Source organism: Chryseobacterium rhizoplanae, from assembly GCF_900182655.1.
GTDB classification, from domain to species: domain Bacteria; phylum Bacteroidota; class Bacteroidia; order Flavobacteriales; family Weeksellaceae; genus Chryseobacterium; species Chryseobacterium rhizoplanae.
In genome coordinates this window covers 160,575-174,868 of record NZ_FXTC01000003.1, presented here as the reverse complement: position 1 = coordinate 174,868, position 14,294 = coordinate 160,575, and the positions used below count along the sequence as shown (strand labels likewise).

14 protein-coding genes are annotated in these 14,294 nt (G+C 35.4%); 8 read left to right on the top strand and 6 right to left on the bottom strand.

All coding sequences use genetic code 11. The features are described 5' to 3' along the window. Window positions 1-35: 35 nt before the first annotated feature. Complete coding sequence (locus FN817_RS09410; protein WP_142717703.1) at window positions 36-398, bottom strand: DUF805 domain-containing protein; 363 nt, start codon at window positions 396-398, stop codon at window positions 36-38. A gap of 132 nt (window positions 399-530) precedes the next feature. Between FN817_RS09410 and FN817_RS09405 the strand changes: the two genes are divergently transcribed. The 4 genes from FN817_RS09405 to rimM all read left to right on the top strand — a co-directional run bounded on the left by FN817_RS09405 (window position 531) and on the right by rimM (window position 2,924). Next, window positions 531-980, top strand: a complete 450-nt coding sequence (locus FN817_RS09405) for a hypothetical protein (protein ID WP_047420780.1) — start codon at window positions 531-533, stop codon at window positions 978-980. A gap of 111 nt (window positions 981-1,091) precedes the next feature. After that, a complete protein-coding gene (locus tag FN817_RS09400; RefSeq protein WP_142717702.1) occupies window positions 1,092-1,604 on the top strand; it encodes a nitroreductase family protein in 513 nt (170 codons plus the stop codon). Between the two features lie 196 nt (window positions 1,605-1,800). Beyond that, on the top strand, window positions 1,801-2,367 hold the full coding sequence (locus tag FN817_RS09395; RefSeq protein WP_034698991.1) for a 30S ribosomal protein S16: 567 nt from the start codon (window positions 1,801-1,803) through the stop codon (window positions 2,365-2,367). A gap of 14 nt (window positions 2,368-2,381) precedes the next feature. Then, window positions 2,382-2,924 (top strand): ribosome maturation factor RimM, encoded by a 543-nt coding sequence (gene rimM / locus FN817_RS09390; RefSeq protein ID WP_142717701.1) that lies wholly within the window; start codon window positions 2,382-2,384, stop codon window positions 2,922-2,924. A gap of 55 nt (window positions 2,925-2,979) precedes the next feature. Here rimM and FN817_RS09385 read toward each other — a convergent pair whose 3' ends face one another. From FN817_RS09385 to FN817_RS09365, 5 genes are all read right to left on the bottom strand, one after another. Then, the gene (locus tag FN817_RS09385) at window positions 2,980-4,632 is read right to left on the bottom strand and encodes a serine hydrolase domain-containing protein (protein WP_142717700.1); all 1,653 of its coding nucleotides are present in this window, start codon (window positions 4,630-4,632) and stop codon (window positions 2,980-2,982) included. An 89-nt stretch (window positions 4,633-4,721) separates the two neighbouring features. Continuing rightward, window positions 4,722-5,636, bottom strand: coding sequence for a helix-turn-helix domain-containing protein (locus tag FN817_RS09380; RefSeq protein WP_142717699.1), 915 nt, complete (start codon window positions 5,634-5,636; stop codon window positions 4,722-4,724). A 166-nt stretch (window positions 5,637-5,802) separates the two neighbouring features. Further along, window positions 5,803-6,642, bottom strand: coding sequence for an SDR family NAD(P)-dependent oxidoreductase (locus FN817_RS09375; protein ID WP_142717698.1), 840 nt, complete (start codon window positions 6,640-6,642; stop codon window positions 5,803-5,805). A gap of 130 nt (window positions 6,643-6,772) precedes the next feature. Next, window positions 6,773-7,579, bottom strand: coding sequence for a helix-turn-helix transcriptional regulator (locus FN817_RS09370; protein WP_142717697.1), 807 nt, complete (start codon window positions 7,577-7,579; stop codon window positions 6,773-6,775). Then, window positions 7,576-8,505 carry a helix-turn-helix domain-containing protein gene (locus FN817_RS09365; RefSeq protein WP_142717696.1) on the bottom strand — a complete coding sequence of 310 codons (930 nt, stop codon included), beginning with the start codon at window positions 8,503-8,505 and terminating at the stop codon, window positions 7,576-7,578. The genes FN817_RS09370 and FN817_RS09365 overlap by 4 nt, the downstream gene beginning before the upstream one ends. 305 nt (window positions 8,506-8,810) lie before the next feature. Here FN817_RS09365 and FN817_RS09360 point away from each other — a divergent pair, with 305 nt between their 5' ends. The 4 genes from FN817_RS09360 (at window position 8,811) to asnS (ending at window position 14,170) form a co-directional block, all read left to right on the top strand. After that, on the top strand, window positions 8,811-9,440 hold the full coding sequence (locus tag FN817_RS09360) for an LA_2272 family surface repeat-containing protein (protein ID WP_142717695.1): 630 nt from the start codon (window positions 8,811-8,813) through the stop codon (window positions 9,438-9,440). Between the two features lie 2 nt (window positions 9,441-9,442). Next, on the top strand, window positions 9,443-10,084 hold the full coding sequence (locus FN817_RS09355) for a hypothetical protein (protein ID WP_142717694.1): 642 nt from the start codon (window positions 9,443-9,445) through the stop codon (window positions 10,082-10,084). Window positions 10,085-10,239: 155 nt separating this feature from the next. Then, window positions 10,240-11,973 (top strand): helix-turn-helix domain-containing protein, encoded by a 1,734-nt coding sequence (locus tag FN817_RS09350; protein ID WP_142717693.1) that lies wholly within the window; start codon window positions 10,240-10,242, stop codon window positions 11,971-11,973. 748 nt (window positions 11,974-12,721) lie between these two features. Beyond that, complete coding sequence (asnS, locus tag FN817_RS09345) at window positions 12,722-14,170, top strand: asparagine--tRNA ligase (protein WP_142717692.1); 1,449 nt, start codon at window positions 12,722-12,724, stop codon at window positions 14,168-14,170. Window positions 14,171-14,294 lie beyond the last annotated feature (124 nt).

Genomic DNA, 14,294 nt, shown 5'->3' with positions numbered 1-14,294 from the left:
AATGAAAGCCTTGTAAATTTTACAAGGCTTTTTTACTACAATTCTTTCTTACCAATCTCGTTGATCGAGTTATAGTTTCCTTCACCCTTAGGATTAGGTCCGTATTCATTGGGTCCGTGGTCACTGTCTGCAAATAACATCCATAAACCATACAAAGGAATTAGTTGAAACCAACCTGAATTTCCTCTGTCGTGGCATCTTTTTGCTCCCTGTGCAATAAAAAACCAAAGAAATGGAATTAATAAAAGGAAGAAAACGATAATAACACCCCCGGATGGCTGTTCGTTAGTCTGAAAATAAAAATTGAAAGGCACAGAAAATACCAGATATAGAAGATAGGACAATCCGTATTCTGTCCTTCTGATTCTCCCATCAAATGAAAATGGTGTTTTAAACATGGTTTTAGATTTTAAAGGGGCAAAGCTAAAAAATATTTTTAAAAATGATGAGCTATTTTGCAATCGTTTTTTTATGTTAAGTCAAAGAAATATTATTCCAAAAATATTATCTTTATATAAAGAATAGATTGTATGGAGAAGATCGTATTTGAAAAAAGTGATATCAGAGACTTTGTGAAAACTACCATCGCAGAGAAAATTGAAAAGCTTAAAAACTTTATCGAATTTACCCTGGAAGCCAGCCGTGACATCAAAAAAACTCCGAAATATGACAGTATGAGAGAAGAGATGCAGGAGGAGATTTACCAGATGCAGCGACAGCTGGGAGCTTTGAATGATCTTAAAAGAAATATGGCAAAAGTCCTGAATACCGCTACGGAAAGAGTACAGCTTGGCTCGCTGGTCATTACCAATAAGGCCCGGTTTTATATATCCGTGTCACTAGGGGAATTCTTTTTTGAAGGAGACCGGTTCTATGCCATCTCTCCTGAAAGCCCCATGGCCAAAAAAATGATGGGTATGAAATCCGGTGATGAGTTTACCTTAAACAAAATCCATCAGAAGGTTATAGAGGTTTTGTAAAAGTAAAAAGTAAAAAGTAATTTTGATAAGTTTCCGGTACCTATCAGCCAATCAAATATTAAACTTCTTTCATCCCGCTTCCTGCTTCCATCTTTTTCGTAATTTTGTTACATGAATAAAGCATCCATTTTAAAAGAAATCATAGAGCAAAGAAGAAGTATTTTCCCAAAAGATTATGCGGATACAGAAATATCTCAGGAAGTTTTGGAGGAAATTTTAAATGCTGCTACACTGGCTCCCAATCACAAACGTACAAAACCCTGGCGTTTCAAAATATTCAAAGGTGAAGAGAAAGCACAGCTGGCCTCAGAAATGCAGGCTATCTATAAAGCAATTACACCTGAGCAGCTTTTCCTGGAAAAAAAATACAATGATATCGGTTTTAAAATCAATAAAGCCAATGTTGTAGTTTCTATCGTAGTCAACTTCAGCGGAATGGTTCCTGAATGGGAAGAAATAGCCGCTGTTTCAATGGCGGTTCAGAACATGTATCTTACCTGTACAGCGAATAATATCGGATGCTATTGGAGTTCTCCCAAAATTGTAGATGAATTGAAAAATTCTCTTACTATTGAAGAAAACCAGAAGTGTCTGGGATTATTTTACATGGGTAATATGGAATAAATAGCCCTGATCGAGCGGTTTGTTTAAGCTCTTTTTCTTTCTAAAAGAAAAAAGCGAGTAGCGAGAGCAGGTTCCCGGCTTCTGGAAAATGAATTTTATAAAACTTTTTACTTGTCGCTTTTTACTTTAAACTTTTTTACTATCTTTGCACTCTTAAATATTTAACTGGGACGAGTTCCCGTAAAATTCAAACATTATGTCAGTAAAAATCAGATTACAAAGACACGGTAAAAAAGGAAAACCTTTTTTCCACATCGTGGTTGCAGATTCTAGAGCGAGAAGAGATGGTAGATTCATCGAAAAACTAGGAACTTACAACCCAATTACTAATCCAGCAACTATCGAATTGAACGTTGATTCCGCTGTACAGTGGTTAAACAACGGTGCTCAGCCTACTGATACTGCTAGAGCTATTTTATCTTACAAAGGTGCTCTTTACAAAAAACACTTACAAGGTGGTGTAGCTAAAGGTGCTTTTGACGAAGCTGAAGCTGAAAAAAGATTCAATGCTTGGGTAGAAGCTAAAGACTCTAAAGTACAAGGTAAAGTAGAAGGTTTAGCAACTGCTAAAGCTGATGCTAAGAAAGCAGCTTTAGAAGCTGAAGTAAAAGTAAACGAAGCTAGAGTTGCTGCTGCTGCACAAGCTGAGGCTGATGCTAAAGCTGCTGAAGAAGCTGCTAACGCACCTGCTGAAGAAGTTGTTGCTGAAGCTACAGAAGGAGAAGCTCCTGCTGCTGAAACTGAAGAAAACACTGAAGCTTAAGAACAAACCCTGTTATGCGTAAAGAAGATTGCTATTTTTTAGGAAAAATCACACGCAGACATGGACTTGCGGGTAACGTAATCCTTAAATTGGATACCGATCAACCCGAGCTTTACAATAAATTGGAATCAATATTCGTTGAAATCAACGGATTATTGGTTCCATTTTTTATTGAAAGATCATCATGGAGCAAACTTGATGCTCTGAATCTTGCATTCAAAAACTCTTCTGAGGCTATGGTAGACCAGGTATTGGGTAAAAATGTTTACCTTCCGCTTGCTTCACTGCCCAAACTTTCGGGAAAACAATTCTACTATCACGAGATCATCGGGTTTGAAATCTTTGATCAAAATGATAACAGCTGTGGAGTGATCAGATCTGTAAATGATCAGACGGCGCAGGTGTATTTCATTACCAATCTGGATGGAAAAGAAGTAGTTATTCCTATGATCAAAGACTGGATTCTTGAAGTTGACCGAGAAGAAAGAATAATCAAAATGGAACTTCCTGAAGGTCTTATTGACGTATTTCTGGTTCCATCCAAGAAAGACGAATAGTTTGCAATAAGCTATTCTTCCTCAATTTCCTACATTACTATTACTTCATTACCGATTACTCATTACCCATTTTCAAGGCGGGTAAAAGATATTCCTGTACCATTTTTTCAACTTGTGAATGGGCATAAGGCTTATTGTAAGCTTGTGCGGTAATTACCATTACAACTGGTATTTTGGTGAAGATGATGATCTTGTTTCCACCATTTCCGCTGGATTGAAAAGCTTCATAACTGCTGTTTCCCACCGTATAAACTTTTCTCCAGAATAAATATCCATACCCTTCAAAATCCTGACGGTCCGGGAAATAATTGGTAAAAGATTTTTTAATCCAGTCTTTACTCAAAATAGTTTTTCCTTCCCAAACTCCATTATTGCTGTAGAGCTGCCCGAATTTTGCAAAATCAAGAGCTTTCATACGAAGTCCTCCCGCCAGAGACGGCTTTTGCTGTGGAGTAAACTGCCATTTATAATTTGTGATTCCAAGGGGTTGGAATAACTTTTTATCAGCATAGTTTTTTAAGCCTTGTGGAACCGATTTATCCAAAATATCTCCTGTTACCACAACTCCGGCAGTGAAGTAACTCCAGTTTTTCCCTGGTGTATTCTCTGTTATCGGCAGATCTAATGTGAAATTTACCCAATTTTCGGTAGGATACATATTTTCTTCATTTCCTGGAGATTCGTAATTTTCATCATTCCCATCAAATCCGGAACTCATTGTCAACAAATTTTTTATAGTAACATTCTCTTTTTGAGAAGAATAGTTTTTAAATTGTTTCAAATTGTAAAACTCTTTCAGGTTTTGATTTTCGCTTTTTAAATATCCTTCTTTGACAGCAATTCCCGTCAACGCTGAAGAAAATGACTTCCCTACAGAACGGGTATCCTGCAAAGAATCTCTTCCGGATCCGTTGAAATATTCTTCCAGCAGCAATTTTCCATCTTTTATAATGACAATTCCAGTTATATTTTTAAATCTGTTTTCTGCAATTTTCTTATTCAGATTTCTGATAGCTTCTGTGTTGATTTTTTCCTGAGAAACCTTCCATCCGCTGTTGGATTGAATGGGTTGAATGGCGATCTGATGCTCAGGAATATTTTGGGAAGGAACGTTGAGGTTGATCTGACCTTCTGCGATAACAGATCCTGTTTTGAGTGTAGAAGCGTTGAGATACGGGCGTATTTCAATTTTTAAGGTATGATTTCCTTCTGACAGAGCATCAATCCCGTTATGGGACATATAAAAACGCATCCATAAATACCTTCCCCATGAATCTTCGTTTTTGCTGCTGAGAAGAGGAATTCGCAGTGTGGTTTTGACTTTTTTATGATCTGCAATGCCTGCACCTGTATTGAGATTTTCTTTATGGATCAGTTTTCCGTCTACATAAAATGAGAATTGATAATTTCCGTTTTTCAACAGTTCATCAACCGTCCAATTGGGTTCAAGCTGATGCAGATAATTAACTAGAGAGTTGTCAAAAAAAGCATGAATACCAAGATCTCCGTTTTCCTGGAATAAAGAAGAACTGAGAAAGTCCGAATCCTTAAGGTTTTCAAGAGCAATAGTTTTATTAACGAAAACAATTTTTCCGATATGATTTTTTTGAATCGGATTTTCAATTTTTTCAGGATTGACTATGTTTTTGTTTTGTCCCTGATACAGATAAAATGTGAAAATAAAGATCAATAATAGAACTGGTTTCATTGGAAGAAGTATTTAAACAAAAGTAACAAACTTCTTCATGGTAAAATAGAATGAAATTAACATTGCTATTTTATTATTCGCCACATATTCTAATTGAACAGCTTTCTGAATTCTCCGGGAGACTGATTCGTCTTTTGTTTAAAGAGTTTACTGAAAGACTGCGGATGTTCAAATCCCAATTCATAAGCAATCTCACTTACAGATAAGCTTGTGGTAATCAAACGTTCTTTGGCGGAATCAATCAATTTATTCTGAATATGCTGCTGGGTATTTTGCTGCGTATGTAAGCGGAGTAAGGTTCCGAGATAATTAGGTGAAATATTCATTTGTTCGGCAATGGTTTTTACCGATGGAATTCCACTTTCAAGAAGATTTCCGCTTTCGAAATATTGGGAAAGGATATCTTCAAACTTGTATAATAATTCGTGGCTTGATTTTTTTCTGGTGAAAAATTGACGTTCATAAAAACGGTCAGAGTAAACCAGTAATAATTCAATTTGGGCAATGATGAGTTCTTGTGTAAATCGATCGGTATTTGACTGATATTCCCGTTCAATATTTTTAAAAATATCAACAAGGGTTTTCTCTTCTTTATCGGAAAGAAAAAGAGCTTCTTTTACCTGATAACTGAAGAAATCATAAGACTTTATTTTCCTGGTTAATGGAGTATTCCACAGAAAATCGGGATGAATCAACAATAAAAATCCGGTAGGCTCTACTTCAACATCCTGTCTTATTTCCAGGCTTAAAAACTGCTGGGGAGAAACAAAACACAATACTCCGGAGTCAAAATCATATTGCTGCTGACCGTAATTAAACTTTGGAGTGACATTTTTTTTCAAACCAATAGAATAAAAATTCTGGATCCACTTCAGTTCTTCATTTTCTACAACATAACGAACCTTGCTGTAATCTATCAAACTGATCAGTGGATGCTCGGGATTCGGAAGACTGCAGAAAGCATGAAATTCTGAAATGGAATTAAAATGAACCGGCTGTTTCATAATTGCGAAGTTAAGTGTTTTTGCAAATATTATAATGCATGATATCATAAAGCCTTCGACTCCGGTCAGGCTGACCTCTAAAGTTTTATATTTAATTCATCCGATTAAATTAAAATAGTAAGTATTAGGAATGTCATCCTGAGCGGAGTCGAAGAATAGTATCAAATTAAATCGCAGTAGAAACGGTAAGGCTTTCCCATTTCTCAGCATCTTTCTTTAAGATATCAATCTTATTATTCAGAAACTCCATCGTTCCTACTCCCAATAATAAATGTACCGGCGGATTTTTCTCTTTACTGATCTGAATCAGTACATCAGCTGCCTTCTCCGGATCATTTGGCTGATTTCCGTTGATGTCATTAAGATGAGCCTGTTCAGAATTTCTTGCTGCTTCATAAGCCTGAATAGGATTGGAAGGTGTTTTTACAGAATCTTTACTTAAAAAATCTGTACGGAAATATCCGGGATATACTACAGTAGCATGAATTCCGAAATCCTTTACTTCTTCGGCCAAGGCTTCAGTAAATCCGGCAACAGCAAATTTTGTTGAGCAGTAAATTCCCCAACCCGGAAAATTAGCGGAATATCCGCCAACGGAAGAAATATTGAAGATGTTTCCAGACCTTTGCTCACGGAGATAAGGCATGGCATTTCTGATCACATTTAAGGTTCCGAAAACATTCACAGCATAATTTTCTCTCGCCTCTTCATCTGTAAGTTCTTCCAATGTTCCGATTTGTCCATAACCGGCATTATTCACAACTACATCAATTTTTCCGAAATGTTCAACCGTTTTGGCAATGGCAGATTTAATATCGTTATTGTCTGTAATGTTTACGCCGAGCGGAAGGAAGTTTTCAGAAGTTTCTCCGAGGGTTGAGATCAGGGATTCAATGGTACGGCTTGTTGCAGCAACCTGAAATCCTTCGGATAATAATTTTTTTACCAACTCGAATCCTAAGCCTTTTGAAGCTCCTGTCACGAACCATACTTTTTTTGTTTCCATTTTTAAATATTTTTTTGTTTAAATGATGGTACAAAGATGGAAACTTACGAAAGGGGAAATGTATCCAAATCGGGGAATGATGTATCCAAATCGTGAATGATGGTTTATTTCCTTTGTATTCGGAGAACTTTTAATAATTTTTCAGAAGGTTCCTGTATTTCAATGGAGTAATTCCGATATTTTCTTTAAAACATCGGGTAAAATGACTCTGATCTGAAAAGCCGCATTCTATGGCAATATCCGTCAAAGAATGGGATAAAGTCAGCAATTCAAGTGATTTGTTAAGTTTTAATTTTCTGAGATATTCACCCAGATTGCAATGGAAATATTTATGAAAATCCCTGCTGAGATGGATAGGATGAATATTCAATGTTTTAGAAAGTTCCGTAAGATTCAGGCTTTCTGTAAAGCTTTCATGTAAAATTTCATTGATCTGACCTACCCAAACTGGTTTTCTATCACTACTTTCCTTCTGATGGGCCAATTGACTGAAAAGATGCAATAATAACTGAGTAACGGCCAGTTCAAAAGATAAATCATTGGTTTTCGTTTCTTTGAACATCTGATAAACCAGTAGTTTTAAAGCGGGATCTTTTATATTAAAGCTGCCCTCCACTTTATTTTTCTGAATATCAAACCGGTCAAACCAACTTTGAGTGAGCTCGATATGAAAGCCTCTTGTAAAGATATCCGGTTTACTATTGTAATGCGGATCTTCCCAATGATGGTACAATAATGTTCCGGCAGAACAGCCATAGGTTTCTTTTCTGTTCCCTTCTTTCATATTGCCCTGAAGCAAAAAAGTGAAGTAAGCATTTTCATGATAATGCCAGTCTACATAAGGATGCGTATACTCCGTATCAGTGATGATCAATCCTTCCAGATTGACTATTTGATTGGTTTCTCCAAAATATTCTCCTTTACGCAGGGTATTCATGATAAATTTTGTTTTAATCGGTCAATCTGTTCATACATTTTATTAAAGAACATTTTCCTTTCCCGGTTTCCGGATTCGTTCAGGGATCTGGAGTTCTTGATCTGATGCTCAAAATAGCTCAGAGAATCTTCACAGGTGATTTTATCATTGGTCATCATATATCCGAACATGCTGAAAGGAACGAAAAAGGAACATTGCTGCTCATTTTTGAATAAAATACTGTTGTTTAAAATGACTAAATCATTCACATAGATCTGGAAATTAGTTTTTTCCAGTGTTTTAATTTCCAGACTTTCCAGTAATTTCCTCAGGTCATCAAGAATAAGATCCACATCATTTTTCTTCAATAATCCCATTTCATAGTAGAAGGAGATTTGTCTCAAAACACTCATAATGGTGGTGTCATTCCAGATTTCGGTGACGTTTTGTTTATCATAAAGATCTTTCAGCAGGTCATTTTTTACTGAATGATATTCCATACTAAACTCATGAAACGGACTTAAAAACTTGTCCTGATTCAGTAAATTCATCCAGACATAAAACTTGAAACGGGATAATATTGAATCTGAAATGGTATAAAAAAACGGGATGTCTTTTGCAGAATAGAATACTTTGGAATTGTTGATATTCTGAAAAACATTTAAAATCTTCAAAGAGTTTTCGAAATAGTTTAAAAGATCTTCAGTGGTTCTTACCGGTTGTGTTCTTTTGACAACCAATTGATTTTCTGTTCCCAGAAACTGATCCAATGAGATCTGATAGTATCTGGCGAGCTCCAAAGCCTCTTCAAAACTGAACTTGGCTTTCATGGAAGTCCTTCTGTGGGCCGCGTCATAGCTGATATTAAGAATGTTGGCGATCTCATCATTTAAAGATTTTTCACCTATTTTTCTTCGGATTTCCTTGAGCAGAGCTTCCTGGTACATAGTTTTGTGATTTTCACAAATGTAATATTTTTTGTGGAAAGAGTTTTTGATTTTCTGTTTAAAAGGTGGGAAGCTTGAAGGCGGGAAGTATTGGTAGTCGAAAGAATCAATAATAATTTAAAAGTAATTGGAAATATAAGCACGATTACTATTGATCACTCAAAGTAACTTCGAACCTCTTTCTTCCAGTTTCCAGCCCGTATTTTGTGATTTTCGCAAACAGAATGTTTTTTTTAATTTTTTTTCACATTCAAAACTGTGCTTTCTGCTGATAATTTTGAAATGTAATTTTAAAATAATGCGTTATGAAAACACGAATTTTATTTGCAGCAGTTCTTTTATTCAATAGTCTGGCTTATGCATCAGACAGTTTAAAAGCAGATTCTTTGAAACCGAGATTTATTGCAGCTTCCCCTTCAAAGAATGTCAGAAATGTCAACGGGATTTTATTTAAATACTATGATGAGGAAGATCATTTTAAGCCTAAAAAAGTAAACGGATTAGGAATGGGATTCAACTTCCTGGGTATTTTTCTTCCTCCGTTGATGCTTGTCAACTTACAATTACCAGGCAATGATGATTATGTAATGGTTCCCCGTGAAAAGATGAATACAATCAATGGACTTCAATTGTCTCTGATCAATATGGAACCTACTGTTACAAATGGTCTGGAGATCAATGTTTCGAGTAATATCAACACATATGCGGTGACCAACGGAGTATCTGTTTCTCCATTTTTTAACCTGCATCATGAGATGAAAGGTGTTTCTGCAGCACCGTTGGCCAATATTGGACATAAATGCCGTGGGTTGCAGATTGGTTTGTATAACAAATGTGAAGATTTCAGAGGAATCCAGATCGGCGGATGGAATGAAAACGGAAAAAGAAAACTTCCGCTCATCAACTGGAATTTTAAAAAACAGAAAACAAATTAGACATGAAAAATTATAAACTCATATTATTTTTATTCCTGTTTTCAGTACGTATTTTTTCACAAAATACCACTAATGATACAGTGAATACTTCTACAGAAGAACCTTTTGATTATAAAAAATATTATGACTGTGATTTTGGAGAAGGAAATGTTTTGATTGTGATTAAAAAAGGAAAAGAATTTACAGATTTAAAAGATTTAAGAAAATCAGGGAAAGGTTTTGCCATTAAAATGGAAGCCATCTACAGTATGGAATTTACGGATGGACAAAGATATGAATCAAGCGTGGTGAAAAATATTACCCGGGATAGTCTTTCAATCACGAATTTTTTTAATGAAAATGCAGCTAAGCTTGCGGGAAAACCTTTTAAATTGATTACTTATCCGCTTTCATCTCTGAAATATATCCGGTTTATTGATGACAGGATGCTGTCGCTTTACAGCAAAAAAAATATTCAGAAAAATTTTGACCTGATTGTGAAAAAAATGGATCATGCTAAAATGTGTCCGGCTGTTATCGATTTTAAAGATAGAAGCGGAGAAACAAAGGTTTGCCATTTTTATCTGACATCCCAGGGATATGATCTTCTTTACGAGAGTGATGGAAGAGTATATTATCTTGAGGGTAGAGTAGAATGGAAATAATTTTTTGAAGAGAGTGCAGCCATCAGTCTGTACTCTCTTTTTAGAGACTTATCAGCATTAAATTTAATGAAAATATTGATTAATACATGAAAAAAGCAAAAGCAGTGGTGCATCTACAGAAGAAAAATAATATTTTTGTAATATAGCTCGGATGAATGATGAAAATAAAATGTTTAATCCTGTTTTTGATGATATGGAATGTGTTTTTTCAGGCACAGACCAATAATACCGAAAAAAATAATCCGGAAAAACGGACTTATAAAGAATTGGAAGACGAATTTTATAAGGCTCTTCCCGGAGATACAAACAACTCAAAAAGTATTGCCAGTTCTTATCTTAAAAAAGCAAAGTCTGAAAACAATACAACTCAGATTGCTGAAGGGTACGTTATGCTTCATTTTGACGAGGATTTACCTAATGCACTAAAATACCTTGACAGCTTACAGCATATCACCCAAAACTCTAAAGAAAATACCTATCCGGCCAGAATTTATCTTTTAAGAGGAAATCTTTATTTTAGAAATGATAATCTTCAGTCTGCATTGAATAATTATATCCTAGGTTTGAAGTATGCAAAAGAAAAAGGAAATAAAAGGCAGATTGCCATGGCCCATATCAGTATTGCCTATCTCAACAATTATATCGGGAAACATGAGGAGACTGCAAAAGTACTGAGGCATTATGCTTATGATGCCGATTATATGAATGAGACGGAGATCAATTCCCTCAAATTAAACCTGGCAGATGCTTATATAGAGATCAATAAAATGGATTCTGCATATGCATTGATACAGGAAGGTTTACAGGGTTCCAAAAAAAGTAAAGATGTTTACCGTTATTATCAAAACCTTGGGCTGCTGGGCTATTATCATCTTCATTCAAAAAATTATCAGAAAGCAATTGACGGTTTACTGGAGTGTGAAAAATATTTCTTTACCAATAATAGTGGCAGTAAAAGAAACCAGCATTATACTCTTTTATATTTAGGGAAATCCTATGCCGGGCTTCAGGAAAAAGAAAAATCTGTAGACTTTTTCCGGAAGATTGATTCTATGGTTCTTAAAACAAATTATATCTATCCGGAGCTGAGAGATGTATATACCTATCTGATTGATTATTATAAAGAAAACGGTGATAAAGAAAAGCAGCTGTATTATGTAGACCGTTTTCTAAAAGTTGATCAGGTCCTGGATACGCAGTTCAGGTACATTTCCAGAGAGCTTCCGAGAAGATATGATACGCCGGAGTTGCAGCAGGAGAAGGAAGATATTACTAACGAGCTTACCAAAAGGAAGAGTCTGTTTTATATTGTACTGAGTCTTTTGTTGATATCACACCTTCTGTTTATCAATGTTTATTTTAAATATAAAAAATCTGAAAAGAACTATAAAAAGATAGCCCAGGATCTGATTCAATCTGTAAATGAAAAAAGAGTAGTGAAAAATAAAGAGCCGGAAGCCGGACAAGAAATTCATCCGGTAGAAAATACGGAAAATTCTGAAGACAAAACATCCAGAACGGTTTCTGAAGATATTGCCCAGACCATTTTAAAGGAACTTGAAATATTTGAAAGCAAAGATCAGTTTTTGAATAAAGGAATTACGTTGGGAAGCCTTGCCAAAAAAATAAAAACAAACTCTAAATATCTGTCAGAAATTATCAATACTTACAAAGGAAAAAACTTTGCAACGTATCTCAACGATCTCCGTATTGACTATGCCATCAGCAGATTGGCCACTGACAGAAAATTCAGGTCCTATAAAATTCCTTTTATCGCAGAAGAATTAGGATATAATAACGAACAGGCTTTCACTTTAGCCTTCAAAAAAAGAACCGGAACCCCTCTTTCTATCTATCTGAAAGAAATTGAAAACATGTCTTCAAATTAGGTTTAATTTGTTGATATTCATTTTATTATTGTTTATAGATTCATGATTTTAGGTATATAAATTTATGAATCTATAGACCATTCACTTGTGTCATTATTTCACTTCCTGCATCTTTGCTTCAGGTAAAAACACAACCATTTATTTTGTATGTGCACAATACAAGATATCAGTTCCAAACTGTTGATCATTAAAAGAAATCAAGTCAGGAATTGTATCATAAAACTAATCATGAAGAGGATAAAAACCAGAAAAAATAACCAGAAAATTAAATGTAAATAATGAAGTAATTGTTCAGAATTCAGAGATGTAAAGTGTAGTGATCATTTAAAATCATTAAACAGTAAATCCGGTTCATCCGCCACAAAGTTTAAAAGTATAGTATAGTCTAAAAATGGATGTATGACCCGGTAATTTACCACAAACTTATCACTTAAAAACTAATAACCATTTCAATAAACTAATTCCATGAAAACCCAGAGTAAAATAATATTTTATTCTTTAAAAGTGATAGTGTAAGTGTGTTTATTCCGGGTGTTTATTCCGGATTTTATTGAAGTTCAGGATAATATTGAGTGGAAATGTACCTGAAAATGAAGGAGAGTCTGCAGAAGAAAAAAGGTGAATTTCCTGAACTGAAAGTTTAAATACCTGTTAAATGATTTTTAAAGACGGCGCAATCATCAAGTTGCGCTGTTTTTTTGTAACTTTGCGGACATTAATTTTTATATAAAAAATTTATCATCAACAAATGAAAAAGCAAACGATCAAAGAAATCCTAAAGGATTACAAGAAAGTATTACATCATGACATTACTGTTTACGGATGGGTAAGATCATTCCGTGCAAATCGCTTTATTGCACTTAATGATGGTTCTACGATTAATAATTTGCAGATAGTTGTTGATTTCGAAAATTTTGATGAAGCTATTATCAAGAATATCAGTACAGCTTCTTCCCTGAAAGTAATAGGAGAAGTGGTGGAAAGCCAGGGAGCAGGACAATCTGTGGAAATTATCGCTAAAAAGATCATTATTTTAGGAGATAACTTTACAGAAGAACTTCAGAGTACAATTCTTCAGCCTAAGAAACACAGTCTTGAAAAACTTCGTGAGCAGGCACACTTAAGATTCAGAACGAACCTTTTCGGAGCGGTGTTCAGAGTGCGTCATGCAGTAAGTTTTGCTGTTCACTCATTCTTCAACCAGAACCAGTTTTTCTATATCAACACACCGGTTATTACAGGCGCAGATGCGGAAGGAGCAGGTGAAATGTTCGGAGTAACCAACTTTGATCTGAACAATATGCCGAAAACGGAAGAAGGCGAAATTGATTTTGCACAGGATTTCTTCGGTAAAAAAACCAACCTTACCGTTTCAGGACAGCTTGAAGGAGAAACTGCTGCGATGGGATTGGGAAGAATTTATACTTTCGGACCTACTTTCCGTGCTGAAAATTCTAACACCACAAGACACCTTGCCGAGTTCTGGATGATTGAGCCGGAAGTAGCTTTCAACAACCTTGAAGACAATATCGACCTTGCGGAAGATTTCTTGAAATATGTGATCCAGTATGTATTGGATAACTGCAAAGATGATCTGGAGTTCTTAGACAATCGTTTTGCAGAAGAACAGAAAACAAAACCGGAAAAAGAAAGAGCTAAAGAAGGTCTTATCGAAAAACTTCAGAATGTAGTGGCTAAGCGTTTCAAGCGTGTAAGCTATACAGAAGCAATCGAAATCCTGTTGAACTCTAAAGAAAACAAAAAAGGAAAATTTGCTTACCCGGTTGAAAAATGGGGAACAGACCTTCAGTCTGAGCATGAAAGATACCTTGTAGAAAAGCATTTTGAAAGCCCGGTAGTATTATTTGACTACCCGAAAGAAATCAAAGCTTTCTATATGAAACTGAACGATGACAACAAAACCGTTGCAGCAATGGATGTTCTTTTCCCTGGTATCGGTGAGATCATCGGTGGATCTGAAAGAGAAGCAAGATTAGATGTTTTAAAACAGAAAATGGCAGATATGCATGTAGATGAGCATGAGCTTTGGTGGTACCTTGATACCAGAAAATTCGGTTCTGTACCGCATGCGGGCTTTGGTTTAGGACTGGAAAGACTAGTTCTTTTCGTAACAGGAATGACAAATATCAGAGATGTGATTCCTTTCCCAAGAACGCCGAAAAGCGCTGAATTCTAGAGCAATAAAAAAAGCCTTAATCACAAGTTAAGGCTTTTTTTATTTTTCAATAGTTTATTAAGATGGGATGTATACTGCAAAAATCATGCTAAATGTGTTTTTTGTCAAATAAATTTATTAAATT